Here is a 25738-nt window from a genome sequence, read left to right on the forward strand (position 1 = left end):
GATGTAGGAAGACTTTGATTTTGGAGGACGAACATGAGTGTACTAACTGTAAGTAAGCTGTCCCATTCATTTGGAGACCGCACGCTTTTTAAAGACGTTTCTTTCCGGTTATTAGCCGGTGAACATATTGGACTTGTCGGTGCAAATGGCGTTGGTAAATCAACGCTGATGAATATATTAACGGGAGAGCTTATTCACGACGAAGGAAAAGTGGAATGGCTGCCCGGTACGCATTACGGATACCTGGATCAGCATACACAGCTGACGCCTGGCCGTACGATGCGCGAAACACTTGGGGATGCCTATCTTCCTCTATTTAAAAAGGAAGAAGAATTGAATGAAATCACAGGTAAAATGGCAGATGCCACACCTGAAGAGCTCGAAACACTTTTGGAGGAAATGTCTGAGATCCAGGATGCGCTGGATGCAGGTGACTTCTATACGCTTGATATTAAAATCGAGGAAGTCGCACGTGGACTTGGTCTCGATGCAATCGGCCTTGACCGTGACGTATCTGCACTGAGCGGTGGTCAGCGTACAAAGGTGCTATTGGCAAAGCTTTTACTTGAAAAGCCAAAAGTATTACTGCTGGATGAGCCGACCAACTACCTTGACGTTGAGCATATCCGCTGGCTGTCTATGTATCTGAAGGATTATCCTCATGCATTTTTGCTAATCTCTCATGATACGAACTTCATGAACGATACAGTTGATATTATCCTGCACCTTGAGTTTGCCCGTATGAATCGTTATACAGCAAGCTATGATAAATTTATTGAGCTTGCTGAGCTTCACAAAAATCAGCACCTGCAGGCGTATGAAAAGCAGAAGGAATTCATTAAAAAGCAGGAAGATTTTATTGCAAAAAATAAAGCGCGTTATTCAACAACCGGCCGAGCAAAAAGCCGTCAGAAACAGCTTGACCGGATCGAGCGGATCGACCGTCCTGAAACAGCTGCAAAGCCAACATTTGAATTCAAGGAATCCCGCGGCAGCAGCCGTTATGTAATAGAAGCTGAAAACCTTGAAATCGGTTATGATGAGCCGCTTCTGCCGAAGATGACGCTTGATATTGAGCGCGGTGAAAAAATCGCGGTTGTCGGCTGCAACGGTGTCGGTAAGTCAACGCTTTTGAAAACAATTATGGGTAAGCTTGATCCGATTGGCGGAAAAGTCATTCATGGTGATTTTCTGTATCCATCATATTTCGAACAGGAAATGAAGCCAAAAGCGATCACGCCGATCGAGGATGTATGGAGCGAGTTCCCTGGCATGGATCAGAACCAGGTGCGGTCTGCACTGGCGAGATGCGGATTGAAAAATGAACATATTACCCGACAGATGAACCAGCTGTCTGGAGGCGAACAGGCGAAGGTCCGCCTGTGTAAGTTGATGATGCATGAGAGTAACTGGCTGCTGTTTGATGAGCCGACGAATCATTTGGATGTGACGGCGAAGGAAGAGCTGAAGCGTGCGTTGAAGGCGTATAATGGGACGATTGTGCTTGTGTGCCACGAGCCTGATTTTTATGAGGATTGGGCGACGCGCACTTGGAATGTTGAGGAGTGGAGCGAGAAGGTTAACGCTTAGGGGTTTTAATCAAAATCGCTGAGCCTTTCCGTGGGGGACTGCGCTTTCCTGCCCCCGGGCGGTGAGCCCCTGAATGCTTCGCATCCAAGGTCTCACCTGTCCCTTCCTGGGGCGGGAGTCTCCGTCCCCCACTCCAAGGCTCAGCTGGATGGGCTGCCTTAACCTTCTTTTTCTTTTGATTTAGAGCGTAAAAACAAGATTGTACTGGAAGATTATATTTGTTTCACACACCAAAATAAGCAGTGCCCGCGGGCGCTGCTTATTTTTTGTTTCCTAATTCTTTTACTGTAGACGTGCAGCTTTCCATCGCTTCTAAGATTGCGCCTCTGAAGCGGTGTTTTTCGAGTGCTTCTGTTGCGGCAATGGTCGCGCCGCCGGGTGAGGTCACCTGGTCTTTCAATTCGCCGGGGTGCTTGCCGGTATCAAGGACCATTTTCGCTGCGCCGAGTACTGCCTGGGCTGCGAGTCTGTAAGCCTGATCACGCTTGAGCCCCTGACGGACGCCGCCATCTGCCATGGCTTCAATCATCATGTAGACATAGGCCGGCGATGAGCCGCTGATTGCCGGGATGCTATCCATCAGATCTTCTGAAATTACTTCTGTTTTACCGAATGAATGGAACAGTTTGAGCACTGCCTCAAGTTCTTCTTCTGTAACTTCATCATTGACGCTGATCGCCGACATGCCTTCTCCTGCAAGTGAGGGTGTGTTCGGCATCGTTCTGATGACCTTCAGTGTTTTGCCGGCAAATGCAGAGATATCAGCAGTCGTAAGCCCTGCTGCGATTGTGATGATCACTGTATCTGCTGACAAATGAGATTGGATTTCTTCAAGGATCTGCCTGTGAAGTCCCGGAGCAATGCCCAGAAATAACAGATCTGCTTCCTCAGCTACTTTCGCGTTGTCACCTGTTACTTCAATGCCAAATTGATCTGATACTTTCACTCTTGTTTCTTTGGTTGTTGCGCTTGCGATAATCGATGAGGGTTTGACTGTTTTGGAGCGGATCATGCCGCCGATCATTGCCTGTGCCATTTTCCCGCATCCTATAAATCCGATTTGTGTCATGTGATCCTCCTACTTCTTTGCTCTTGAGCTGATATATAAAATGCCTGCCGTAATGACTGCAATTGTGACGACTGTTAAGATCAGCGATGTGCTGAATAACGGGAATCCTTCCATTGTCCATCTCCCTTTCATGCCGGTTTTGTTTACTATCTCATATTTTCCCTGAAAGCTCTATCTAAAACGCTGTCATGTTTCTTAAGGGCATGAAGAGGGTGTCTTGATGCACACATTATGGCGGATATAAACACCATTTGAGTGAATCGATACAAGTTCAGCGGTGAAAGGTGCAAATCCCCGGGTATATCGCGACATCCTGACGGTGAATTGGTGCAACTCCGGTAAAAATCAAACCATCCACCGCCTGTAATATAAAATTTACAATTAAATTCAGACGAACACATTGCGCATATAAGCATATGCCTATATACTAATCAGCGGATGAACTAAATGGAGGTGTGAGCCATGCTCGCAAAGGAAGCCATTTCAATTGAAAAAGCTTCAGCCGCTTTAAAGCTGATGGGTGATAAAACGCGCTTGACGATGCTGCGTATTCTTGCAGATCATGACTGCTGTGTATGTGAATTCGTCGAAATCTTTCAGATGAGTCAGCCGTCAGTCAGCCAGCATGTCCGGAAAATGAAGGACATCGGGATGATCAAGGAGCAGCGTAAAGGACAGTGGATTGTGTATTCGCTGAATGAATCCTTTGAAGGCTATGACATGATTCACAGCATTTTAGAACAGCTGCCTGCGCAGGATCATCATCTTAAACAGCTGATCGAGCAGGGAAAGCGAGTTTCCTGTAACTAAACTTAAAGGAGTTTCGTCATGGATGTATTTTTAGCTATACTGATTTTTCTTATTACGTTAACACTTGTCATCTGGCAGCCTAAAGGACTTGGCATCGGCTACTCTGCAATGGGTGGTGCAGTGATCGCACTGATTTTAGGCGTCGTCTCCATGCAGGATGTCGCTGATGTAACAGCGATCGTCTGGAACGCCACGCTGACATTTGTCGCACTCATCATTATTTCATTAATTTTAGATGAGATTGGTTTTTTTGAATGGTCCGCACTGCATATGGCGCGTTTTGCAAAAGGCAGCGGGATCAGAATGTTTATTTACGTCACACTACTTGGCGCACTCGTTGCAGCATTTTTCGCAAATGACGGTGCCGCACTGATTCTGACGCCAATCGTACTTGCAATGGTCCGAAACCTGAACTTTAAAGAAGCGATGATTTTACCATTTATTATGGCCAGCGGATTTATTGCTGATACAGCCTCCCTTCCGCTGATCGTCAGTAATCTGGTCAACATTGTTTCTGCTGACGTCTTTGGCATTGGGTTCGCTGAGTACGCAAGCCGGATGATCATTCCAAATTTCTTCAGTATCGGGGCGAGTATTCTCGTGCTCTGGCTGTTTTTCCGTAAAAGTATTCCGGAAAATTATGATTTATCACAGCTGCGAAAGCCAAGTGAAGCACTGAAGGACCCGAAAATGTTCCGCCTGTCATGGGGCGTGCTGGCAATTCTGCTCGTTGGCTACTTCACAAGTGAATTCGCTGAAATTCCGGTATCGATTGTTGCCGGTACCATCGCCATCCTCTTCCTGCTGATTGCAAGAAGAAGCCCGGCTGTCAATACGACCACTGTTGTAAAAGATGCGCCATGGGCCATTGTGTTTTTCTCAATCGGTATGTACGTTGTTGTTTACGGACTGCGAAATGTCGGCTTAACCAGCCTGCTTGCAGATGTACTCGATGCAACAGCTGATCATGGACTGCTTGCTGCAACGATGGGAATGGGATTCATTGCTGCCTTCCTGTCTTCCATTATGAATAACATGCCAACTGTCATGATCGATGCACTGGCGATCCAGGAAACTTCAACAACCGGCGCTGTGCGTGAAGCACTGATTTATGCAAATGTCATCGGATCTGACCTCGGACCGAAAATTACACCAATCGGCTCGCTTGCAACTCTATTATGGCTGCATGTGCTGAGTAAAAAAGGTTTTAACATCAGCTGGGGATACTACTTTAAAGTAGGGATCATCCTGACAATCCCGACGCTGTTTATCACACTGTTCGGATTGTATCTGTGGCTGCTGATTATTTTGTAATCACATATTATGAAATTTTATTAAATCATCACTAGGTATTGAGTAAATCTCAGCTGCCTCTCGTAGTGGAGGACGGAGACTCCCGCCCCAGGAAGGGACAGGTGAGACCGAGCATGGCGAAGCCTGCGGGCTCAGCGCCCGGGGGCAGGAAAGCGCAGTCCTCCACGGAGAGTGGCAGCGGTTTTAAAGAACAATACAAAATTCCAAGGAGTGTTTCTCATGTCTAAAAAAACATTATATTTCCTATGTACAGGTAACTCTTGCAGAAGTCAGATGGCTGAAGGCTGGGGGAAGAAATATTTAAGCAATGAGTGGAATGTCCTGAGCGCAGGACTTGAAGCGCACGGACTCAACCCAAATGCGGTGAAGGCGATGAACGAAGCGGGCATTGATATTTCAAACCAGACTTCAGATACAATTGATCCCGAGATTCTGAATAACGCTGATCTTGTGGTTACACTATGTGGACATGCCGCAGATCACTGCCCTGTCACACCACCACATGTAAAACGTGAACACTGGGGCTTTGATGATCCCGCTAAAGCGGAAGGAACTGAAGAAGAAAAATGGGCGTTCTTCCAGCGCGTGCGTGATGAGATCGGCTCAAGAATGAAAGAATTTGCTGAAACAGGAAAATAAGCTGACGAATCATACCAGAAAAACAGCATCATACTTGCGTTTATCTTCCTTTTCACACATCATAAATATATAAGCTTATGTGAGAAAGGAAGACAAACATGATTATTACAGATGAAGCAAAAGAAGCTTTCAAAACGCTGTTTCACCAATATGAATCTGAAAACATCCGCGTTTATTTCGCCGGTCAGGGAGAAGGCAGTCCTGAAATTGGGTTATCTTTCGATGTACCGGAGGAAAATGATGTGATGCAGACGATTAATGGTATTAAAGTAGCGATTGATCCGCAGATTTTATTCGTCGCAGAAGAATTGACGCTTGATGTTCAGGATACACCTGAAGGCCGGGGAATTGTGATGACCGGCGGACCTGAGCAGATTATGTAAAATGACTGCATCCGGAACATTACTGTTCCGGATGTTTTTTATTAACAGCAGTTTTTCTCCTTCACTTCCACAATCTTCACTTTACAGCAGTTTTCTTTCTTAGCCGGCTTTACAATTGAAAGCAGTTTTTTCAACATCTTCTGTCACCTCCTTTAAATAAAGTAAAAAATAAATCCTGATATTGAAGCCATGGTTAGAACTGATAGTACAAACACAGCAACCAGCTGGATACTGAAAACAGATTTTAACAGTACTATTTCAGGCAGACTCGCTCCTGCTGAACTGATCAGCAATGCCATAATCGGACCAAGTGCCATCCCTTTTAACAGCAAAACCTGAGAAATCGGAATCATACTTGATAACCTGATGTATAATGGGATGCCGAGAAGTGCCGCAAGCGGCATCAGCCACCATGCCTGATGCCCAAAGTTTTCAGCAATGAATGAGGCAGGTACAAGCCCGTGGATACCTGCGCCAATTGCAGCACCTATTATTAAAAACGGGAATACTGATTTCATCATCTGTGCAGTTTCCTGAAAAGCCCGCTTTACTTCCCACTTTTTGTGCGTTGATTGATATCCTTCCACCATTACCGGCTTTACGTATTTTTCAAAACCGAACCTTTCCAGTGTGAAACCTAACACGAGAGAAAAGACAGCTGTAATAATCGTATAAATAGCTGTTGTCTGCCACCCCAGTATCACACCCATAACAGTGAGAATTGTCGGGTCTAGGAGTGGTGAAGCAAATAAAAATACCATGGTTAATCCGAAAGGCACTTTATTTCGCAGCATATTCACCACTACCGGAATCGTCGAGCAGGAACAAAATGGCGTGATAAATGCGAATACAATTGCAAACAATCCTGCTTTCCATTTTGAGCGCGTTCTCAGATAATGCTCCACTTTTTTATACGGGATCACTGACTGCAGTAAAGATAAAACGAATGAAATGATAACAAACAACAGTGTAAGTTCGAGTGCAATCCATAAAAATGAAGTTAACAATTATCCCACCCCTTATATCAATTATTTTTGATTTATTAATCAATTTTTTTTGATGTATTATATAAACTCCGGGCATTCATTTTCCCGGTAGAATCAATCAGCAGCTGTCATTATTCCTGAACAGACAACATAATGCAGGCGATAACACTTCATTAATGCCTTCATCTCTAATGGAATAATAATTCCACGTCCCTTTTTTCTCCACCTGTAAAAAGCCTGCATCAAGCAACTGTTTTAAATGATAGGATAATTTAGACTGCGGCATATCAATATGTTCTGCCAGATCACATACACACAGTGATTGGTGCTGCTGAATCAGGTGTAAAATCTCCAGTCTTTTCTGGTCAGCAAGCGCTTTAAATTTCTTTTCGTATTTTACAAATGTTTCTTCATTTGGCTCAATCATTTGTGATGACATTTCAGGTCCTCCTTAAATCAATTTTATTTGATATAACAATCATATTCCTGCAACAACACAATGTCAATCACTAAATCAAATTAATTTGATTTAGTGATTGACATAGATTGGTGTATATTAAAAAGTTTCGGGTATACAACTATTATCTTAATTCAGGAGGTTTTTTAATGTCGCATCGAATTGAAGTTGAAAAAGGTGTATCTTTATTTGTAGAGGATATCGGTGAAGGTCAACCGGTTATTTTTATTCATGGGTGGCCGGTCAATCACCGCATGTTTGAATATCAAATTAATGAAATCGTTAACCTGGGCTATCGTTTTATCGGAATTGACCTTAGAGGATATGGCCAATCTGACAAGCCCTGGAGCGGTTATAACTATGACCGGAAAGCGGATGACATAAAAGCAGTGATTGACCATTTGGGATTAGAGAATGCAGTGTTGGCAGGTTTTTCAATGGGCGGACCGATTGCGCTCAGATATATGGCGCGTCACCAGCAGCATGCCGTTTCCAAGCTGATGCTGCTTGCTCCTGCTGCACCACGTTTTACAAAAACAGATGATTTCCCTTATGGCATTGAAGCCAAAGAAATCGACGGGATGATTGAGAGCATTCAAAAAGACCGTCCGGCTTTCTTAGAGGAATTCGGTGATATGTTCTTCCACCAGGAGCCGTCAGAAGCTTTCAGGCACTGGTTTGGTACACTCGGTCTTCAGGCATCTGCACATGGGACCATTCATTCCGCCGAAGCCCTCAGAGATGAAGATGGACGCGGCGACCTTGAGCACGTGACAGTTCCTGTTCTGCTGCTTCATGGTACAAACGATGAGATTTGCCCAATCGATTTTTCTGAGTATCTGCAGTCTCACCTGCAAAACGCAGAGCTTGTTAAATTCGAAGAAAGCGGTCACGGCCTTGTTTTCGAAGAAACTGAAAAGCTGAACGCAGAGATTCTACAGTTTTTGCGTAATTGATCAATAAAAAAAGCCCTGTTTTACAGGGCTTTTCAAATGCAATGTTTTAAGCTTCCACAACCGAATACTCGCGCTCAAGCTTCTTCTTCAAAAACTTCGCAAGCTCAAGCATTCCGAAAGTACCGTACGCTGCTTCAGCATCCGCATTATAATTCGTATTTGTGTTAATGTCATACACATAAATTTCGCCGTCAGCATCTTTAATGAATTCAATTCCTGCTACTGCAATATCATTTTTTGCGAGGAAATACTCAAGCTGTGTGATCAATAGCGGCTCATTAAAATCTTTTACCACCTGGAATTTCGGCTTCTCTTCCACTTCTTCACCAACCGGGCAGAATAGATCATCAATCTGACACGCATCTGCCGGGCATAATTCAAATCCTTCAGAAGTATCCACACGGACTGCATACACAAATTTCCCGCCTACAAATTCACAGCGCGTGATATAAGATTCAGGTGATTCAATGTATTCCTGGATCAATGTAATTCCGTCAACCGGCAGTTCGAAATCATCACCGTTCACATACTGCTTCAGTGCGTCAATTGAATGGAAAAGCTGTACGCCAAGCCCCTTACCTGCGCGGTTGTGCTTTGTAATAAATGAAGGCTTATCAAGCTTTTCAGCCGCTTCGATAATCTGCTTGCGTCCAACCGCTGCGATTGTATCAGGTGTTTTGATCCCATTCAGCTGAAGTGCCGTATACTGATTGACCTTGCTGACTTCGAGACGCAGTGCACGCGAGCCGTTCAGCACTGTTCTGCCGTGCTGCTCGAGCCACGCAAGCACTGATTCAGTCAATTCCGGTGCAAAGCGGTGACCGCGCGTATGTGATGAAGCACTCATTCTGCTGTAGAAAATGCCTTCCGGCGGCTCTTGCGTCAAATCAACAATGCCTTCATCAAGGTGCCATACTTCATAAGGTACATTCAGTTCATCCAGCCTTTTCGTTAAATGAACTGTCCACTCATCATTTTCATGCAGTATATATGCTTTAGCCATGCTGAATTCCCCCTAAATGTTGATTTCCTGATGAATTTTTCTCTTTTCTTCAACCAGTGGCATTACCTTTTCAGAAAAACGCTTCATCTCTTCAAGCTGCGGAGAGAATTGAAGCAGTAACAGGTCCAGTCCTGCATTTTCAAATTCAATAATACGCTCAGCAATCTGTTCAGGTGTCCCGATCAGGTTCGGTCTCAGCCCACGGTTTGATACAGAGTAATCCATCAGCTTCACCTGCTGTTCAAGCTGTGATTTGCTGACAAAATCGTTGTAGCCCGCATATCCGCTCACATCTTTTACATCCGTAATGCGCTCAAGCTCAGCCTGCACTTCTTCTTCTGTGTCACGGCACACAATAAATGCAGCCATTCCAAATGAACCAAATGGATCTTTTCCAGCTGCTGCGCGGCGTGATTTCATATCAGCAATTTTCGTTTCAATCTCTTCAACGGTTCCGCCATGCATCACATATGAATCACAGTGCTCAACAATCGACTGCTTACCCCGCGGGCTTTCACCGCCTGCATAAAGAATCGGATTTGGCCGCTGAACCGGTTTTGGCTCAAGCTTTGTATTTTCAATATCATAATATTTCCCTTTGAAGCTGAATGTATCTTCTGTCCATAACCCTTTTAGAATTGTCAGGAATTCATCTGTACGTTCATAGCGCTCATCATGCTCTGTAAAAGCACCGCCATACTGCTTCGCTTCTTCAGCCCACCAGGCAGATACAACGTTCAGTGTGAACCGGCCATTTGAAATGTGGTCGATATTTGATGCCATTTTTGCTGCGACTGCCGGATTATGGAACCCCGGACGGATCGCCGTCATAATTTCAATTTTTTCTGTAACCGCTGCAAGTGCAGCTGCAGTCGACCAGGCTTCAATCGAGTCGCGCTCCGGTCCTTTTATATCGTTCAGATAAAGTTCAGCAATCAGCGTTGTATCATAACCCCACATCTCCGCTGACTGAATGACCTTTTTCGCATAATCAAATGTCGGTGGCATATTCTCATCTTCAACATTACGAAGCCACCCGCCAAAAATCGGAAGCCAGAAACCGTATTTCATCCTGATCCACTCTCCTTGTTAGTTCATAAAATAAAAAAACTCCCTCTGCGACAGACAGAAGAAGAAACCTCAGAACTCCTGTCTTATCTTTCAGGCAATGCCTGATGGATGTAGCACCTTTCTGACTAAGTCAGCGGTTGCCGGGCTTCACAGGGCCATATCCCTCCACCACTCTCGATAAGAGCTATTCACTTTAATACGCTAATCCTATAACATCACTTGGTATTAGTCAAGACCCAATGTGTGAATTTTCTAATCCATTCGTCCAGCGAAACATAAATTTAAAAGGCTCATTTAATCGTTTCGCTGCGCTTCAGGCGGACGCTTTCCGGACGGAGGTTGCTGAGCCTCCTCAGCCTGCGGCTTCCGGGGTCTCAGCTTCCCTCTATTCGTCCCGTAGTCGCCGCCTTTCACTCCACTGCACTTAGATTTCAATAAACTGAAGTGTTACGATTCAATTTTTATGGTTTTTATTATTTATGATTTTTATAATGAATACATAGATATAGAAAAAAGCTGACGGCAATTGCCATCAGCTTTCAGTATCAATATCTTTATCATCCGCAATCCCATCAATGACTCGTTTTTCAATACGGACTTTTGTAATTTTATTTTTCTCCATTTCAAGCACGGAAAAACGCAGATGCTGAAAATCGAATTCGTCGCCTTCTTCAGGCAAGTGACCGATTTCTTTTAACACAAATCCTGCAAGCACGTCCTGCTCTTCAGGAATTTTAGTTGAAAACACTTCATTTAAACGGTTAATATTAAGCTTTCCGTGACAGACAATCGTTCTGTCAGTCAGTTCGTCAATCCACGATTCTTCCTCATCATCATTTTCATCAGCAATCTCCTGACCGATCATTGCTTCGATGATGTCTTCGTGCGTAATGATCCCAAGCGTTCCACCATACTCATCAAGCACAATCGCAAAATGCTTTTTCGCCTGAAGCATACGTTTGAAGATGCGTTCAATCGAAGTGGTCTCTACCGTGAACAGCGGATCATTATCCATAAACTCTGTCAGCGGCTTCTCCGGCGTCAGTGACCATTCAATCACCTGCTTTGAATGAAACACCCCAACGATATTATCCATATTTTCTTTATATACGGGATAGCGCGTATAAGGATTATCAATCACGTAATCACGTACTTCTTCATAAGTTGTTTCAATTGGAATACCAATAATGTCAACACGCGGCGTCTTCATTGCATCGCCTACGTCTTTTTTCTGGAAATCAAGAACACCTTTAATTCGCAGGGATTCATCTCCAAGGAAAGTTCCTTCAGTTGATGCAATATCAACCATTGTACGCAGCTCTTCTTTTGTGATAGTGGCTTCTTTAATGTCACCTCTAGAAAGGATCCGGATCACAATATTTGTGAACTTAGAAAGAAACCATGTGATTGGTTTAAAAATAACCATTAAAACACGAATCACAGGCGCGACGATATAGGCGATCCTGTCAGCAAAAGTAGCAGCGATTGTTTTCGGCAGTACTTCGGAAAAAATAATCAGAGTAACAGTTAGAACCCCTGTTGCGAGTGCAACTTCAATGTTGTATTCAATTGCAATAATTGTTACGAGCACAGGCAAAAGAATATTTGATATATTGTTCCCGATCAGAATGGTTGTAATCATCTGATCCGGCTTTGACACCTGTTTCAACAGCTTTTGAGCCGCACGATCACCCTGCTCAGCACGGGTTTTAACCTTCATTTTATTAACAGCAGTCAGTGCTGTCTCACTACCTGATAAAAAGAATGAGGCTAAAAGCAATGCAGCTATGGCTATAAATTCCAACGATATTCCTCCTGATAAAATAGCGATATGTAAAAAAATTAGATAGAACTAGCGTATACTATCCCGCATAAAAATTCCACTATCATTCACTGAAAAGTCAATCTTTTTGGATTTAGATGGAAAGAAAATTGAAATGATTTTCATTTAGGAGTAATGTTAAGAGGATTGGTGATCTGCCTTACGGGAGCGGCATTACATAATACCTAAAACAACGAAAGCCCTAACCTCTCTTTCGTCCTTGCAGCTCCGAAGCTGCGCCAGTGTGAATCAGATACTACTTTAAAACGTTCAAGTCGTTCATAAAGTAATCTGGAATTTTTGGTCTGAATCGGTTCGGTGAGATAGAACCTTTAGAAGTGCACAGTTACTGCGTAGTAGTTTGAAGTACTGTCTCCGGGCAACGACCCCGGTATGTTTAGAGGGTTTTTGCTTCAATCGGTGAAATAGCTTAACTGCTTAGCAAACTCAGAAGGTGAGTCGCTGAATTCAGGCCTTGGATTTCCAGACCTTGTTATTAAATGATGGCGGTTGGCGATATCCGCCTGACAACCGCTCCCGTAAAACGATCAACCAATAGCATAACAAATCACTAACCCGCTGTCAACCTAATTAAAGGAGTGTTTTAATATGGCATTAGATCAATACTTTCACGATAACCGTGACCGGCATTTAGCAGAACTAACAGAATGGCTTTCAATCCCAAGCGTCAGCTCACTTTCAGAGCACAAACAGGATACATTAAAAGGTGGCGAATGGATCGCTGAAAACCTGCGTAACATTGGTATGGAAAATGTCCAGATCATCCCGACACCCGGCCACCCTGTCGTCTACGGAGACTGGCTGCATGCTGAAGGGGCACCAACTGTTCTCGTTTATGGACACTACGACGTCCAGCCGGTTGATCCGCTGCACTTATGGGAAACTGAACCCTTCCAGCCTGCAATCCGTGACAACAAAATCTTTGCCCGCGGCGCAACAGATGATAAGGGACAATCCTTTATGCATATAAAGGCTGCAGAAGCTTTACTGAAGGAAAACGGCAGTCTGCCAGTTAATCTGAAGTTCCTGATTGAAGGTGAAGAGGAAATCGGCAGCGTAAACCTGCCTAAGTTTGTTGAAGAAAACCAGGACCTGCTGTCATCAGATGTGATTGTCATTTCAGATACTGGCATGCAGGAAAAAGGACAACCGGCGATCTGCTATGGTCTGCGGGGACTTGCAGGTGTTCAGATTGATGTAAAGGGTGCAAAAGGCGACCTTCACTCAGGTCTCTATGGCGGCGCTGTGCAGAATGCACTTCATGCGCTTGTCAGCCTCCTTGATTCTTTCCGTGATGAAAACGGCGTGATTCAGGTAGACCGCTTTTATGATAAAGTCGAGCCACTTACTGATGAAGAAAAAGCAGCCTATGAAGCGCTGAACTTTTCAGATGAAAACTTGAAAAAAGAGCTTGAAGTAGGAGAGCTGTTCGGTGAAAAAGGCTATACATCTCTTGAACGCATGTGGACACGTCCAACATTAGAAATTAACGGGATGTGGGGCGGATTTGAAGGGGAAGGCATTAAAACTGTATTGCCAAATGAGGCGCATGCGAAAATTACATGCCGCCTCGTACCGCATCAGGATCCTGATGAAATCGTCGAACTGCTGACCAGGCACGTTGAAGCGCACACGCCACCCGGTGTCACAGTTGAAGTAACGCCATTTGATAAAGGAGCTCCTTATGTCACACCTTACGACCATCCTGCCATTCAGGCTGCCGGTGCATCTTATGAGAGAGTGTACGGCGTGCCGACTCAGTTCATTCGCGGCGGCGGCTCGATTCCGATCGTTGCAGCGTTCGATCAGATCCTGCAGAAGCCGATTGTACTGATGGGATTCGGCTTGCCGGGAGAGAACTTCCATGCACCAAATGAACATTTCCACTTAGAGAATTTTGATCAGGGACTAAGGGTGATTGCTGATTATTACAGTACGCTGCCAGAGATTTTGAAGAAATAAGGTTTTTGACCGCCGCTCATTTGGGAGCGGCGGTTTTTTGTGCTGGGAAATGACTATGGTGCTGCGAGAGAGTTGGGTCTTTTCACATAATCTCGGGGACATCGATGAAAATCTCCTGAACGCTGTATGTAATGTCATGAACACCAGCTGTAATTTTCGGAACCACCCACGAGATCTCCTGAACACCGACAAAAATCTCCTGAACCGGCCACCGCCATATAAAAAACCGTCCGGCGTCACCAAACGGTTCTCATCACACTATTTAAGTATCCATCAGCCGATTACTCGCAATTAACCTGTACACCGTACTCACTGATCTATTTTTCTCTTCCCATTCCGTTGTGATGACATCAGGGATTTCATAGGACTGTTCCATCCGGATCATCAAATCAGCATATTTTTCATCAAGTAAGTCTACTGGAATGGACTCCGCTTTTAATGTATGGAATTCCTGTAAAATGCTTTGAAGCGTCATTTCTGACAATCCTCTCTCTGTTCAATTTACTTCGTGCACCTTACTATTCCCACATAACAAAATGTTTCAAACCATCCCCAGCATATTGTTAAAAATTTGTCACGGTGTTCTTGACGAGCGGAGCGCCAGCAGCTCTCCCCAGGTTGTAATACCTCTCTCTTTCACGCGCTCACACAGCTCACAAAAAAGGTAGGCCGCTGTCAGTGCATCTCCGAGTGCTGTATGCCGGTCATACATTCTCGTTTCAAAGACAGACGCATAATAGGCAAGGTCCTTCATTTCCCAGGTCGGTACGAGATAGGAAAGCAGGTCGAGTGTATCCATTGCCGGTGGCTCCTGATAGCGGAGTGAGTTTCTCCTGAGCTCATGTTTGAATACGAGCAGATCAAATGAAATATAGTGCCCGGCAAGCGCATGAATCCCGAGCTGTTTCCCTTTGTCAAAAAGTGCTTCAATGACCTCCAACGCTTCAGGTGCATCTGCTACGTCTGACTGTTTGATCGACGTCAGGTCTGTAATGACAGGCGGGATGTCTCTGCCCGGGTTCACGTACGACTGAAAAGACTCTTTTTCAAGCACCTTCAGCCCCTTCACCGGTACCGCGCCAATTTCAATCATTCTGTCATCTTTACCTACTGCAAACCCTGTTGTTTCAGTATCTATGACGAGCAGATTCAATTCTTCAAGCGGTGTGGAAAGCGGAATATCTGTGATGAGCTGATCATCAAATTTCTTTGACCATATCGCCATGGTGCCACCTCCTTTTACACACCCATTTCTCTAACTGCTGCCTGTTGAAAATAGCGCAGCGTTTCAAGTGATTTTGACAGTAAGGCTTTCTCTCTTGAAGTCAGCTGATCCGGGCGGACTTCTGACGTTCCTTCCTGCTTGCGTTGAAGGTTCAATGAAATGATAAAATCAATGCTTTCTTTCAGATCTGCATCCTCTTCAATCTTCCCTTTTTCCGTCAGCTTTGTGATTCTTTCAGCTGTTGATCCTTCTAATATGCCTGCTCGGATTGAGCTGATCTGCAGTGCATGATGGAACGGAAAAAGCACCTGCTTTTTCAGATCAATGACTTTTCCTTCCCGTAAAATAAAGCTTCTGATCCGGTGGTCTATGGAGGGGATCGGCGCTGATTTAATTTCTTCTGCCATTTGCCTGAGCAGTACACCGGAGTGATCAAGTTCTTTTTTCAGCCCCTGCATAAAAACGTAATGAACCTCGGCATTTCCATAGAGCCATCTCATCGCAAAAAAGTTATAGGCGTATAGGATGTTTTGTGGTGTAGAGCGAAGTGCCCACCTTCTGATCCGCTGCTGCCAGTCAGTCACAGAGCCTCTCCACATCGGGTTGCTGACCATCATATGACCGTCACATAATCTGAAGCCGGCTTTTTCAAGCAAAGACGTGATTTCTGAGCCCAGCTTTTCAAAATAAGCCTCTTCTTTCTCACCATTCCGTTCAAATACAAGAAAATGATCCTGATCCGTCATCTGGAACTGCTCCGCACGGCCCGCACTGCCCATCTGATAAAAAGCAAATTCGCATGGCGGCTCCCCGGTATTTCTAACCGCATCATTCAGCAGCTTTCCTGTCAGCTGATCAAAAAGCGGTGTCATAGCTGAAGACAACATACGGACACTCGCACGTTCAGCAATCAGCTGTGAAGCCATTTTTTTCAGATCTTCTGACAGTTTTTCAAGTGATGACGGATCAACTGACTGGATTTCTTTCATCAGATGCTGGATGGATCTGTGACGCTGCTTTAAGACGTCTGAAAGGGTAAGCATGCCGATCGGACGCTCTCTTTCATCAAGTACCACGATGTGGCGCAGGTCGCCTTTCATTTGAAAAACAGCGAGCGCATCATAATAAAATGCACTTCTTTTAATGACGGCGCATTCCCGGCCAATCTCTGACAGTTGTGCAGTAAGCGGAACTTTTTCAGAGATCGCTTTCATCATTTCTCTCATCGACACAATATAAGGGACTTCATTTTTTACATATACGGCAGCACTCAGTTCGTGACGCGCCATAAAACTGATGCCTTCTTCGATTGTACTGTCAGGTGAAATGGTAAGCAGCGGGGAGGACATCATGTCCTGCACCCGCTGAAATACCTGCTTCTGCTGTTCGAGCCACCCCGCGTGCTGCATCTGCTCAGTCAATGACTGATACACATCCTGCAGCCGGAAGATTGCTTTTTCCAAAAAGTACTGCTGTACCGACGGCTCCCCCCAGAGCTCTTTCAGTACACTATATGGAATAAATAAACCCTGGGTGGTTTCAAGTGCTAAAATCTCAACGGTATGAACGGGTTCATCCGATGGTTTCAGCATCGTGCTGATACTTGCAAGCCCGACAATTTCGCCGGGACCTGCAAATTCAAGCACTTCTCTTTCATCCCGGAACCCTGCTGCATATACTTCAGCAAGCCCTGATGTAATCAGCAGAATCCCTTCCCTTTTTTTACGCGCATCCGCAATTAAAACACCCTGGTCGTACTGCCGCTCCTGACAAAGGTCATAAAGCCGGCTGAACTCACTTTCAGATCTGTTTTTAAAAAGCGGTGTCTCTTTGATAAATGCTTTGATTGATTCACCGTCACTTGGATGGCGGTACGTCGTTTCCGTCATCAAGCCACACCTCTCCATCCCGGTATGTCATCTGCTCAGGATAACGAAGGTCAATAACCTCTTCCTGAATCTTCTGTGATGGCGGCTTCGTCGCAAGTGATACGACTACGTTTGCAATAATCGCAGCCGAAGCACCGAAGACGCCGGCTCCTGTGTCAATAATGCCTAAGATTGTAAATCCGCCAAATTTAGCTGCGAAAATATAACCGAGTGTCACTGATAAACCGACAAGCATGCCGGCAATAACCCCTTTGGCATTCGATCGCTTCCACCATACACCAAGCAGCAGTGCCGGGAAGAATGATCCGGAAGCAAGCGCAAATGCCCACGCAACAATCTGCGTAATCGCACCTGGCGGATTCAGTGCAATCACACCTGCTGCAAGTGAAGCAAGGACGATCGACCAGCGTCCAACTGACAGGCGCTTTTTATCTGACGCATTTGGATTAATTGAACGGAAATAAATATCGTGTGAAAGTGATGCTGAAATGGCAATCATCAGACCACCGGCCGTTGAAAGTGCGGCAGCCATCGCACCTGCTGCCATCAGACCGATGACAAAGATACCAAGGTTTGCAATTTCAGGCGTCGCCATCACGACAATATCATTTGCAATCTGAAGCTCCTGCCATTGCAGTACGCCGTCCCCACTCGTATCTGCAACCTGCAGCATGCCGGTATCCACCCATGACGCTGTCCATGCAGGAAGCTGGTCAATTGGTGAACCTGCGACCTGCGTCATCAGGATAAAACGTGAAAATGCAGCATATGCTGGTGCTGAGAGATATAGAAGACCAATGAATAACAGCGCCCATGCACCACTCCAACGGGCAGCCTTCATTGTTGATACTGTGTAAAAACGTACAATTACGTGAGGAAGTCCTGCAGTACCTGCCATCAGCGTGAACATCAGCGCCAGGAACTGCCACTTGGTTCCTTCTGTAAATGGAACCACATATTCAGATATCCCAAGCTCCCGGTCGAGTACCCTCATTTCCTCAATGACTGATCCATAGGAAATCCATGGCAGCGGATTATTTGTCAGCTGAAGCGCCATAAAAATAACAGGTACAAGATACGCAGTGATTAGTACACAATACTGTGCGACCTGCGTCCAGGTAATCCCTTTCATCCCCCCAAGTGCTGAATAAAAGGCAATCAGGCACGCACCGATTATCGTACCGACCCGGTAATCTACTTCAAGCAGACGTCCGATGACAACACCAGATCCTGACATCTGTCCAATTGAATACGTAAAACTGATAATGATCGTTGCAACAGCAGCAATCAATCTGGCAAGATTACTCCCATAACGGTCACCGATAAACTCAGGAACCGTATAACGCCCATACTTACGAAGCTGTGGCGCCATCAGGAAGGTTAATAGTAAATAACCGCCTGTCCAACCCATGATATAGCCAAGTCCGTCATACCCCATGACCATGACAGTTCCGGCCATACCAATGAATGAAGCAGCACTCATCCAGTCAGCACCAATTGCCATCCCGTTATAAATTGGCGGCACGCCACGACCTGCTACGTAAAAGTCTGATGTTACTTTCGCCTGATTATAAATGGCGATTCCTATGTAAAGTCCAAATGTGATCAGTATAAAGGACAGTGAAACAATAAACTGACTATCCATTCTGTATCCCCCTTTGAATGACATTCATTCTATTAGTTGTCTAGAGAACCATTCTTTCAGTCAGATCCCCTTTAATGGTCGACAGTTTTCCCCGAACCAATCGATTCATTCTTCGCTTCATCAATGCCATATTTCTTATCAACACGGTCGCTGACAATCGCATTTACAAACAGCAGAATGATAAAGGTCAGAACCGCGCCCTGGGCACCCATATAATAGTGGAACGGAATTCCGTTAAAAGAGAACTCAGACAGCGGCTCAGCAAACAGCACAACGCCGTATGAGACCGTTGCACCGATCGTCAGATAAATCATGATGAGCGTCGTCCGTGTCTTAAAATAGGAATCTGCTACCTTCTTGTCAATTTTCTTCATGATACTCCTCCTCTGCATTAACCTCTTAAGTCGAAGATAAATGTGATCGTATCCCAAAACGGCATTGGCACTTTCATAATCTCTATGATGATTAATGCACCTACACCAAGCAACGGTGTCAAAAGCAGCCGTTTTTTCTTAAGCTTTAAAGCCAGAAAAACCGATACAACTGTCAGTATTCCTAAAAACCACACCGAGAACATATAATCCTCCTTTTTGTAAGCGTTAACATTTTGCTGGATAACTAATGAAAAGATCTGTGATTCTGTAGAGCTGATGATTAGAGCATAGAGCGGTGACTCCTGTGACATAAACGGTCAGATAGAGACTGGGCGTTAAGCCCGCTGCCGCGGCATCCGCATGAAGAGGAAATCAGCAGCCAGTTTTCAAAAATCCACAAGAAGAATGAATATTCACCTTTTTTCCATTATTCATTTAATTAGCACCTGATGTCAAGAATTGTTCACAATGGTAAAAAGGTCCAAAGTCCTGTCTCATATACCAGCTACTTACCTGTACTATTTTAGAAACTTACCATAACACCTTCTATTCGTATTCAAATCATCTGTACTATTACAGGAAACCTTTTTAATTTTTTTTGCATATACTACATCATTCTGAAAAGGAGATGTTTTCATGAACGAACAACAGCTTACGTTTGTTAGCAATTATGACCCTTTTGTATATCAGGCGTTAAATTCACTGGTCGGTACGATGATTACAGTTCAAACCACTAAAAATCCTGTACAGGGAATGCTGACGAGTGCCGCTCCAGATCATATTGTCATTGAAATCAATCAGGTTCCCTTTTTTATTCGGACCCAGGAAATTGTCTGGATCTCTCCATCATAAAAGCATAAATATCTCTCACGCTTCATACAGTTAGCAGAGCTTCCATTCAAAGGAGGAACTGCATGTTTAAGCGCGTAAATAAATTACTGATCGATTTACCGGCTCCTGAATACGGTGATGCAAATGCAGCAGCAGCGGTCCAGGAGCTGCTTGGTGGTAAATTTGGAGAAATGTCAACATTGAATAATTATATGTATCAGTCATTTAACTTCCGACAAAAGCATAAGCTTAAGCCTTTTTATGACCTTGTGGCCAGTATTACAGCAGAAGAATTCGGTCATGTGGAGCTGGTCAGTAATACCATCAACCTCGTTTCCAAGGGAACCACATTTACCGCTGCGCCCGACTTAACACCACTCAGTAACGCAACAGATAAAAGAAACACCTATTCATTTATCGCAACTGCACAAACCTCACTTGCAGGAGATTCGATGGGCAATGCGTGGCGGGGTGATTATGTATTTTCAAGCGGTAACCTGATCCTTGATTTGCTTCATAATTTCTTTTTAGAAATCGGAGCAAGAACACATAAGATGAGAGTGTATGAAATGACTGACCACCCTACTGCCAGGGAAATGATTGGTTATCTGCTTGTACGGGGAGGCGTTCATATTCTTGCTTACGCCAAAGCCATTGAGATTGCTACCGGCACTGATCTGACGAAAATGCTGCCGATCCCAAACCTTGATAACCGGGTATTTGATCACGCCAGAAAGTATGAAGACCAGGGTGTAGGGAACGTTCTTTTCACCTGGAGTGACAATGACTATAAAGATATTAAGCAAATTTGGAAAGGCACAAACCCTGCCAATGGACAGCCGCTAATCGTGAAAGAAGGAATTCCCGAAGACGGCGGTGACATCCCTGATCTGCACGATCTTCCGGAGGAATTCGCACCTGGTATCGACCGGGATCTGTACGAGCAGATCGCTAAAAGACTGAAAGCAAATATGTAGCGTAAGACCTCAGAGGATAATCATAAGCAGAGATACGCCCGCTTTTCTTTGTTATACTATATGATATAAAAAGTGAAGCGGGGTATAAACGAATGAATGGACAAAAGCGCAGCGATATTGCACCTGGTAAAAAGGTCGATATCGTCTTAAAAAAAGACCAGCGATCAGGCAACCTGACAGCTGGTACTGTAAAAGATATTTTAACAAACTCTCCAAGTCATCCACACGGGATCAAGGTACGTCTTGAGGATGGACAGGTTGGCCGGGTGAAGAAGGTATATTGATTTTTATGATTGTGCGATTCGGGAGGCTTGGCTTCCGGGTCGTTTTTTTGAGCGCAGGATAGGTCTAATGACGTGAAGTGGCGAAGTTTATGTCGTCACCGGCGAACGATCGGGTTTATTCGTCGAACACTCCCTGCGATGCGTCGAACCGCCAATATTTCCCGCCGAACATCAGTCATTTTCCATCTAATCACAAACCGCGTCCCTCTACCTCCACTCATCCGGCAGCAATTTTTGGTACTGCGCTGTCAGATACCGGTCATCAATCAGCAGCAGAATACCACTGTCCTGTTCCGTACGGATCAGCCTTCCCCCTGCCTGCAGGACTTTGTTCATTCCGGGAAATACGTATGCATACTGATAACCGTTCAATCCTTTATCCTGAAAGTATCTCTTCAGCTGATCCCGCTCCGGATTAATCTGCGGCAGACCTACCCCAACAACTGCAACACCCGTCAGCTGATCACCGGGCAGGTCCACTCCCTCAGAAAAGACGCCGCCAAGGACAGCAAATGCCGCTACTCTTTGTCCATTTTTAAAAGAGGCTAAAAATGAATCTCGTTCAGCTTCATCCATCCCTGAAGACTGCATGATCAGCTCGACGCCCTCAATTCCTTTCTCTTCAAAAAAACCGTAGGCCATTTCCATATAAGCATAGGACGGGAAAAAGACCATGAAATTACCGGAATGTCTCTCAATTGCGCTTCTTAATTCATCTGTAATCCGGCTGATTGTTGCTTCACGATCCTTATATTTAGTCGAAACAGGTACTGTCTTAACCTCTATCTGCTCTTTACTAAACGGTGACGGCAGATCAAGCTGAAAGTCATCCGGTTCCCCGCCGAGCATTGTTCTGATATAGGAAACAGGCTGCATGGTAGCGCTGAAAAAGACTGATGCCCTGTATCCTTTTGAAGATCCTTGTATAAAGGCTGACGGGTCCATGCAGACGACTTTAATCAGCACATCATTTCTCATCTTCTGGATGTATATATAAAAACGCTCATCGATCTGTTCAGCTGCAGCGGCCAGCTGGCGCACGGCAAAGTACTGCTCAATGAGCTGTTCATCACGTACACCTGACTGCACGAGCCGTTCTGCTTCTGTGAAAAATGCCTGGACCGCCTCAAGCCACTCTTCAGGAAGCTCACTCACAATTGCAAAGGACTCATCAAGCTCCTTTTTCACTTCAAGAAATGCCTGATTCACACGCTTCGCCGCCTGCTTAAGCGCAGGATACTGATCATTTCTGCTCAACTGTAAAAAAGGCGCTTTTGTTAATGAAGCTGAGTACATGTTACTTGCCCGGTCAGGCAGATTGTGTGCCTCATCGACAAGCAGTATGGACCGGCTCTTCTGTTCACCTGCCATGCGCTTTCTTGATACACGCGGGTCAAATACATAATTGTAATCCCCGATCATCGCATCTGTTACATAAGAAAGATCCATTGAAAATTCAAATGGGCATACGCGGTGCTTCATTGCATACGTTTCAATCACACTGCGCGTCATCAGCCTTTCATTAGCCAGAATGTCCATCATGGCACCATTAATCCTGTCAAAATGTCCATCCGCAAATTCGCAGTATTCTTTTTGGCAGATCGTTTTTTCCTTAAAGCAGATTTTATCCTTTGCAGTCATCGAAACAGCAGACATCTTTAACCCCTGACCCTGCATCAGACTGAATGCTTCCTCAGCTGCAATGCGCGTCGTTGTTTTCGCTGTCGTATAAACGATCTGATTGACTTTTCCTTCACCAGCCGCTTTGACGGCAGGAAAAAGCGTTGAAATCGTCTTACCAATTCCGGTTGGCGCCTGAGCAAACAGCTTTGCCTTTTCATTGATCGTCTTATAGACAGAGCCCGCAAGCTCCCTCTGCCCGGGTCTGAATGACTGAAAAGGAAAGCTGAATGTTTCAATCGAGTCCTGCCGATCCTGCTTCAGACTTTGCATTAATAAAGCAAATGGCTCATAAATCCTTACCATTTCAATTACCTTATCCTTCAAAAAAACAGCACTGTAAGTGTCAACAAAGCGCATTTCTTCCCGCGTGGAGGACTGCACATAGGTGACCTGAACCTGAATGTCATCCAGATTCAACTCTTCTGTTAAGATCCACGCGTAAACAAACGCCTGCGCTTTGTGAACCTCAGCAGGCGATTGTATATCTTCAAACGGCTTTGAAGTAGATTTAATCTCATCTACGATATAATCGCCCTCACGCTTCAAGAGACCGTCGCAGCGCCCCTCTAAAATAAAGGTTTTACCATCAAGGTCCAGCTCCCGCGAAAGGAATTTCTCTTTTTCATCTTCTTCGCCGTAGGTTTTCTGGATCGCCTGATGGATTCTCGTTCCCTCCATCATAGCATTTGCGCTTCCGATTGCGGCGTCTATACTGCCGCTGCGGTGTACGTATTCGGCGAGTCTTCTAGCAGATAGTGTAACGGGCTCCATCAGGGATCCTCCTTTCAAATATGGTGTAATGATGTGACCGGGACTGGGTGGGATTGCGACATCTGGTGCGGGAATTCGGGCATCCTGCGCCGGCATACCGACAACTTCCCAGGTGTATCGCTACATCCTGCAGCGCAACCGATACAACTTCGGCGGAAATACCGACATCCCGCGCAGCCTGTCAGGAACATTCTACAGCGTCTGTATCACACAAACCTTCAGATAATCACCCGCAGGATAGCCTTCTGTTGTGCGGAAGTCTTCCGGCAGCGAGAAGGTTTCGATGATTTTATAGCGTGCACCTTTTTCTTTAAAGGCCTGGTCGATAAATGAACGGAACTTTTTCATATCAAATGACGCCGCGTTTGTTGAAGCCACGATGACGCCTTTTTTCTCTGTGATATCAATGGCCTGCTTTACAAGGTTTTTATAATCTTTTGATGCAGAAAATGTATGCTTTTTCGAACGCGCAAAGCTTGGCGGATCCATAATAACAAGGTCAAATTTGACTTGATTTTTCACACAGTAATTGAAGTAGCGGAACACATCACGCACGAGGATATCCTGCGCTTCGTAATCAATCCCATTCATACTGAACTGCTCAATCGTTTTTGGAACACTGCGGTTTGCGAGGTCAACACTCGTTGTTTTCAAAGCACCTCCAAGCGCCGCAAACACCGAGAAAGCACCTGTATAAGAGAATGTATTAACGACCGTTTTACCTTCAGCATAAGTATCCATGATCGCTTTTCTGACATTACGCTGATCAAGGAATATACCAGTCATCGCACCATCATTTAGATAAACGGCAAAATGGGCGCCGTTTTCTTTTACTACAAGCGGGAAATCCGGACGCTCACCTTTTACAAAGTCATCATCTTCCACGTACTGTCCTTTTGAATCAAAGCGCTTTTTCTCGTAAATGCTCTTATAAGGAAGGATTTTTTCAAATGCATTTATAATCTCATCTCTGAACTGATAAATCCCGATGCTATACCATGTGAACAGATAATGTCCTGCATAGTGATCAATTGTCAGGCCGCCAATACCGTCACCTTCTCCATTGAACAGACGGAATGCATCTGTCTGGTTATCATCAAAGAAGCTTTTACGAAAAGCTGCTGCTGCTTCAATCTTCTTTTTAAAATGGGATTCATTGATTTCTTCATCCTGCTTCCACGTTAAGAGCCAGCCTGATCCTTTATTCTGCTTGCCAAGATAGCCCTTCGCAAGAAACTGCCCGCTCAAATCAATGGCAGTGAATACTTTTCCTTCCTGTTCAATGTTACCCTGCTGCACCATGTCTTTTGTCAGCAGCGGGAACCCTTCACGGATCTTTTCTGAAAAACCTTTTTTAATCGTTATTTTCGTCATGCTTCTCCTCCGTACGGTCTTCGATATATTTTTTCAGCTTTTGTAAATGAAATAATTCTTCTCTTGAGATCATCCGGACAATCATCCCTTTAAATAAAGAGCGTGCAAAGCCCTCGGTTGTAATTGTGCCATCAAACGTGACAAACGTATTGTTGGGATCTTCTTCACGAAATGTATATCTGAATTTAATTTTCACACCATTTTGCTCACTTGTTACCGCGTAGGATTTATTTTCTTCAAATTCAGTAACAATAAGTTCTGACTGCACCTTCCGACCACCCAGATCCCTGACTTCTTCATACCGGGTTCCTTCGCCGATCGGTCCTTCAGTCAACTTTTTTACACTGATCACCTGATCCATGATCTCAGGTGACTTTTCCATTTGTATTGTTTCATTAAAAACCGTCTCAATCGGACGTTCAATGACCATTGTCTGATTTAAAGCACCCATTCCGACCCCTCCTGTAAACATTGTCTATCACCTATTATAACGCGTTCATCCTGCTTATGCCGAGAAGGACAGCAGACCTATTGAGGTATTATTACATTTTTGTTACAATTACATTTATAAAGTGTTACCGAACAAGAAAGGACTGTACCTG

At 44.8% G+C, this 25738-nt stretch carries 25 protein-coding genes and 1 riboswitch; of the genes, 10 read left to right on the top strand and 15 right to left on the bottom strand.

Annotated elements, in window-relative coordinates; genetic code table 11:
• Positions 1–33: 33 nt before the first annotated feature.
• On the top strand, positions 34–1590 hold the full coding sequence (locus DH10bf12_RS01335) for an ABC-F family ATP-binding cassette domain-containing protein (RefSeq protein WP_471736829.1): 1557 nt from the start codon (positions 34–36) through the stop codon (positions 1588–1590).
• 259 nt (positions 1591–1849) lie between these two features.
• Here the strand turns inward: DH10bf12_RS01335 and proC are convergent, their stop codons facing one another.
• Positions 1850–2659, bottom strand: a complete 810-nt coding sequence (proC, locus tag DH10bf12_RS01340; protein ID WP_471736830.1) for a pyrroline-5-carboxylate reductase — start codon at positions 2657–2659, stop codon at positions 1850–1852.
• A 462-nt stretch (positions 2660–3121) separates the two neighbouring features.
• Between proC and DH10bf12_RS01345 the strand changes: the two genes are divergently transcribed.
• From DH10bf12_RS01345 to DH10bf12_RS01360, 4 genes are all read left to right on the top strand, one after another.
• Entirely contained in the window at positions 3122–3469 is a 348-nt protein-coding gene (locus tag DH10bf12_RS01345) for an ArsR/SmtB family transcription factor (RefSeq protein WP_471736831.1), read from the top strand.
• A gap of 18 nt (positions 3470–3487) precedes the next feature.
• The gene (locus tag DH10bf12_RS01350; protein WP_471736832.1) at positions 3488–4783 is read left to right on the top strand and encodes an arsenic transporter; all 1296 of its coding nucleotides are present in this window, start codon (positions 3488–3490) and stop codon (positions 4781–4783) included.
• 219 nt (positions 4784–5002) lie between these two features.
• Complete coding sequence (gene arsC, locus DH10bf12_RS01355) at positions 5003–5422, top strand: arsenate reductase (thioredoxin) (protein WP_471736833.1); 420 nt, start codon at positions 5003–5005, stop codon at positions 5420–5422.
• Between the two features lie 98 nt (positions 5423–5520).
• Entirely contained in the window at positions 5521–5805 is a 285-nt protein-coding gene (locus tag DH10bf12_RS01360; protein WP_471736834.1) for an iron-sulfur cluster assembly accessory protein, read from the top strand.
• Between the two features lie 152 nt (positions 5806–5957).
• Here DH10bf12_RS01360 and DH10bf12_RS01365 read toward each other — a convergent pair whose 3' ends face one another.
• Complete coding sequence (locus DH10bf12_RS01365) at positions 5958–6812, bottom strand: permease (RefSeq protein WP_471736835.1); 855 nt, start codon at positions 6810–6812, stop codon at positions 5958–5960.
• Between the two features lie 97 nt (positions 6813–6909).
• A complete protein-coding gene (locus DH10bf12_RS01370) occupies positions 6910–7230 on the bottom strand; it encodes an ArsR/SmtB family transcription factor (protein WP_471736836.1) in 321 nt (106 codons plus the stop codon).
• Between the two features lie 167 nt (positions 7231–7397).
• On the opposite strand from DH10bf12_RS01370, the gene DH10bf12_RS01375 reads away from it, so the two are divergent.
• Entirely contained in the window at positions 7398–8204 is an 807-nt protein-coding gene (locus tag DH10bf12_RS01375) for an alpha/beta fold hydrolase (RefSeq protein WP_471736837.1), read from the top strand.
• A gap of 46 nt (positions 8205–8250) precedes the next feature.
• On the opposite strand, the gene DH10bf12_RS01380 is transcribed toward DH10bf12_RS01375, so the two are convergent.
• The 3 genes from DH10bf12_RS01380 to DH10bf12_RS01390 all read right to left on the bottom strand — a co-directional run bounded on the left by DH10bf12_RS01380 (position 8251) and on the right by DH10bf12_RS01390 (position 12082).
• Complete coding sequence (locus tag DH10bf12_RS01380) at positions 8251–9207, bottom strand: ATP-grasp domain-containing protein (protein WP_471736838.1); 957 nt, start codon at positions 9205–9207, stop codon at positions 8251–8253.
• Between the two features lie 12 nt (positions 9208–9219).
• Entirely contained in the window at positions 9220–10278 is a 1059-nt protein-coding gene (locus tag DH10bf12_RS01385; RefSeq protein WP_471736839.1) for an LLM class flavin-dependent oxidoreductase, read from the bottom strand.
• Positions 10279–10358: 80 nt separating this feature from the next.
• Positions 10359–10462: riboswitch (SAM riboswitch) on the bottom strand.
• Between the two features lie 348 nt (positions 10463–10810).
• A complete protein-coding gene (locus DH10bf12_RS01390) occupies positions 10811–12082 on the bottom strand; it encodes a hemolysin family protein (protein ID WP_471736840.1) in 1272 nt (423 codons plus the stop codon).
• Between the two features lie 627 nt (positions 12083–12709).
• On the opposite strand from DH10bf12_RS01390, the gene DH10bf12_RS01395 reads away from it, so the two are divergent.
• Positions 12710–14083: a dipeptidase gene (locus DH10bf12_RS01395; RefSeq protein ID WP_471736841.1), complete on the top strand. Its 1374-nt coding sequence runs from the start codon at positions 12710–12712 to the stop codon at positions 14081–14083.
• Between the two features lie 262 nt (positions 14084–14345).
• Here the strand turns inward: DH10bf12_RS01395 and DH10bf12_RS01400 are convergent, their stop codons facing one another.
• From DH10bf12_RS01400 to DH10bf12_RS01425, 6 genes are all read right to left on the bottom strand, one after another.
• A complete protein-coding gene (locus tag DH10bf12_RS01400; protein ID WP_471736842.1) occupies positions 14346–14558 on the bottom strand; it encodes a hypothetical protein in 213 nt (70 codons plus the stop codon).
• Positions 14559–14657: 99 nt separating this feature from the next.
• A complete protein-coding gene (locus tag DH10bf12_RS01405) occupies positions 14658–15308 on the bottom strand; it encodes a 3'-5' exonuclease (RefSeq protein ID WP_471736843.1) in 651 nt (216 codons plus the stop codon).
• 14 nt (positions 15309–15322) lie between these two features.
• Entirely contained in the window at positions 15323–17197 is a 1875-nt protein-coding gene (locus tag DH10bf12_RS01410; RefSeq protein WP_471736844.1) for a DUF294 nucleotidyltransferase-like domain-containing protein, read from the bottom strand.
• Positions 17166–18842, bottom strand: a complete 1677-nt coding sequence (locus DH10bf12_RS01415; protein WP_471736845.1) for a sodium:solute symporter family protein — start codon at positions 18840–18842, stop codon at positions 17166–17168. Before DH10bf12_RS01415 ends, DH10bf12_RS01410 begins: the two co-directional genes overlap by 32 nt.
• Before the next feature lie 71 nt (positions 18843–18913).
• On the bottom strand, positions 18914–19216 hold the full coding sequence (locus tag DH10bf12_RS01420) for a DUF4212 domain-containing protein (protein WP_471736846.1): 303 nt from the start codon (positions 19214–19216) through the stop codon (positions 18914–18916).
• Positions 19217–19233: 17 nt separating this feature from the next.
• A complete protein-coding gene (locus tag DH10bf12_RS01425; RefSeq protein ID WP_471736847.1) occupies positions 19234–19419 on the bottom strand; it encodes a hypothetical protein in 186 nt (61 codons plus the stop codon).
• A gap of 433 nt (positions 19420–19852) precedes the next feature.
• Between DH10bf12_RS01425 and DH10bf12_RS01430 the strand changes: the two genes are divergently transcribed.
• The 3 genes from DH10bf12_RS01430 to DH10bf12_RS01440 all read left to right on the top strand — a co-directional run bounded on the left by DH10bf12_RS01430 (position 19853) and on the right by DH10bf12_RS01440 (position 21308).
• Positions 19853–20068, top strand: a complete 216-nt coding sequence (locus tag DH10bf12_RS01430) for a YuzF family protein (RefSeq protein ID WP_471736848.1) — start codon at positions 19853–19855, stop codon at positions 20066–20068.
• 62 nt (positions 20069–20130) lie between these two features.
• Positions 20131–21024, top strand: a complete 894-nt coding sequence (locus tag DH10bf12_RS01435) for a manganese catalase family protein (protein WP_471736849.1) — start codon at positions 20131–20133, stop codon at positions 21022–21024.
• A gap of 92 nt (positions 21025–21116) precedes the next feature.
• Complete coding sequence (locus DH10bf12_RS01440) at positions 21117–21308, top strand: YwbE family protein (protein ID WP_374096966.1); 192 nt, start codon at positions 21117–21119, stop codon at positions 21306–21308.
• Between the two features lie 207 nt (positions 21309–21515).
• On the opposite strand, the gene DH10bf12_RS01445 is transcribed toward DH10bf12_RS01440, so the two are convergent.
• The 3 genes from DH10bf12_RS01445 to DH10bf12_RS01455 all read right to left on the bottom strand — a co-directional run bounded on the left by DH10bf12_RS01445 (position 21516) and on the right by DH10bf12_RS01455 (position 25587).
• The gene (locus tag DH10bf12_RS01445) at positions 21516–23762 is read right to left on the bottom strand and encodes a helicase C-terminal domain-containing protein (RefSeq protein WP_471736850.1); all 2247 of its coding nucleotides are present in this window, start codon (positions 23760–23762) and stop codon (positions 21516–21518) included.
• A gap of 192 nt (positions 23763–23954) precedes the next feature.
• Positions 23955–25136 (bottom strand): class I SAM-dependent rRNA methyltransferase, encoded by a 1182-nt coding sequence (locus DH10bf12_RS01450; protein WP_471736851.1) that lies wholly within the window; start codon positions 25134–25136, stop codon positions 23955–23957.
• Positions 25117–25587, bottom strand: coding sequence for an SRPBCC family protein (locus tag DH10bf12_RS01455; protein WP_471736852.1), 471 nt, complete (start codon positions 25585–25587; stop codon positions 25117–25119). The genes DH10bf12_RS01450 and DH10bf12_RS01455 overlap by 20 nt, the downstream gene beginning before the upstream one ends.
• Between the last annotated feature and the right edge of the window lie 151 nt (positions 25588–25738).

It is taken from the genome of Jeotgalibacillus sp. 10bf12 (assembly GCF_055597105.1).

Excerpts from the sequence above, each read along its gene's own strand:
- DH10bf12_RS01335 (WP_471736829.1), top strand. The coding sequence starts at position 34 with ATGAGTGTACTAACTGTAAGTAAGCTGTCCCATTCATTTGGAGACCGC.
- proC (WP_471736830.1), bottom strand. The coding sequence starts at position 2,659 with ATGACACAAATCGGATTTATAGGATGCGGGAAAATGGCACAGGCAATG.
- DH10bf12_RS01345 (WP_471736831.1), top strand. The coding sequence starts at position 3,122 with ATGCTCGCAAAGGAAGCCATTTCAATTGAAAAAGCTTCAGCCGCTTTA.
- DH10bf12_RS01350 (WP_471736832.1), top strand. The coding sequence starts at position 3,488 with ATGGATGTATTTTTAGCTATACTGATTTTTCTTATTACGTTAACACTT.
- arsC (WP_471736833.1), top strand. The coding sequence starts at position 5,003 with ATGTCTAAAAAAACATTATATTTCCTATGTACAGGTAACTCTTGCAGA.
- DH10bf12_RS01360 (WP_471736834.1), top strand. The coding sequence starts at position 5,521 with ATGATTATTACAGATGAAGCAAAAGAAGCTTTCAAAACGCTGTTTCAC.
- DH10bf12_RS01370 (WP_471736836.1), bottom strand. The coding sequence starts at position 7,230 with ATGTCATCACAAATGATTGAGCCAAATGAAGAAACATTTGTAAAATAC.
- DH10bf12_RS01375 (WP_471736837.1), top strand. The coding sequence starts at position 7,398 with ATGTCGCATCGAATTGAAGTTGAAAAAGGTGTATCTTTATTTGTAGAG.
- DH10bf12_RS01380 (WP_471736838.1), bottom strand. The coding sequence starts at position 9,207 with ATGGCTAAAGCATATATACTGCATGAAAATGATGAGTGGACAGTTCAT.
- DH10bf12_RS01385 (WP_471736839.1), bottom strand. The coding sequence starts at position 10,278 with ATGAAATACGGTTTCTGGCTTCCGATTTTTGGCGGGTGGCTTCGTAAT.
- DH10bf12_RS01395 (WP_471736841.1), top strand. The coding sequence starts at position 12,710 with ATGGCATTAGATCAATACTTTCACGATAACCGTGACCGGCATTTAGCA.
- DH10bf12_RS01400 (WP_471736842.1), bottom strand. The coding sequence starts at position 14,558 with ATGACGCTTCAAAGCATTTTACAGGAATTCCATACATTAAAAGCGGAG.
- DH10bf12_RS01405 (WP_471736843.1), bottom strand. The coding sequence starts at position 15,308 with ATGGCGATATGGTCAAAGAAATTTGATGATCAGCTCATCACAGATATT.
- DH10bf12_RS01410 (WP_471736844.1), bottom strand. The coding sequence starts at position 17,197 with ATGACGGAAACGACGTACCGCCATCCAAGTGACGGTGAATCAATCAAA.
- DH10bf12_RS01415 (WP_471736845.1), bottom strand. The coding sequence starts at position 18,842 with ATGGATAGTCAGTTTATTGTTTCACTGTCCTTTATACTGATCACATTT.
- DH10bf12_RS01420 (WP_471736846.1), bottom strand. The coding sequence starts at position 19,216 with ATGAAGAAAATTGACAAGAAGGTAGCAGATTCCTATTTTAAGACACGG.
- DH10bf12_RS01425 (WP_471736847.1), bottom strand. The coding sequence starts at position 19,419 with ATGTTCTCGGTGTGGTTTTTAGGAATACTGACAGTTGTATCGGTTTTT.
- DH10bf12_RS01430 (WP_471736848.1), top strand. The coding sequence starts at position 19,853 with ATGAACGAACAACAGCTTACGTTTGTTAGCAATTATGACCCTTTTGTA.
- DH10bf12_RS01435 (WP_471736849.1), top strand. The coding sequence starts at position 20,131 with ATGTTTAAGCGCGTAAATAAATTACTGATCGATTTACCGGCTCCTGAA.
- DH10bf12_RS01440 (WP_374096966.1), top strand. The coding sequence starts at position 21,117 with ATGAATGGACAAAAGCGCAGCGATATTGCACCTGGTAAAAAGGTCGAT.
- DH10bf12_RS01445 (WP_471736850.1), bottom strand. The coding sequence starts at position 23,762 with ATGGAGCCCGTTACACTATCTGCTAGAAGACTCGCCGAATACGTACAC.
- DH10bf12_RS01450 (WP_471736851.1), bottom strand. The coding sequence starts at position 25,136 with ATGACGAAAATAACGATTAAAAAAGGTTTTTCAGAAAAGATCCGTGAA.
- DH10bf12_RS01455 (WP_471736852.1), bottom strand. The coding sequence starts at position 25,587 with ATGGGTGCTTTAAATCAGACAATGGTCATTGAACGTCCGATTGAGACG.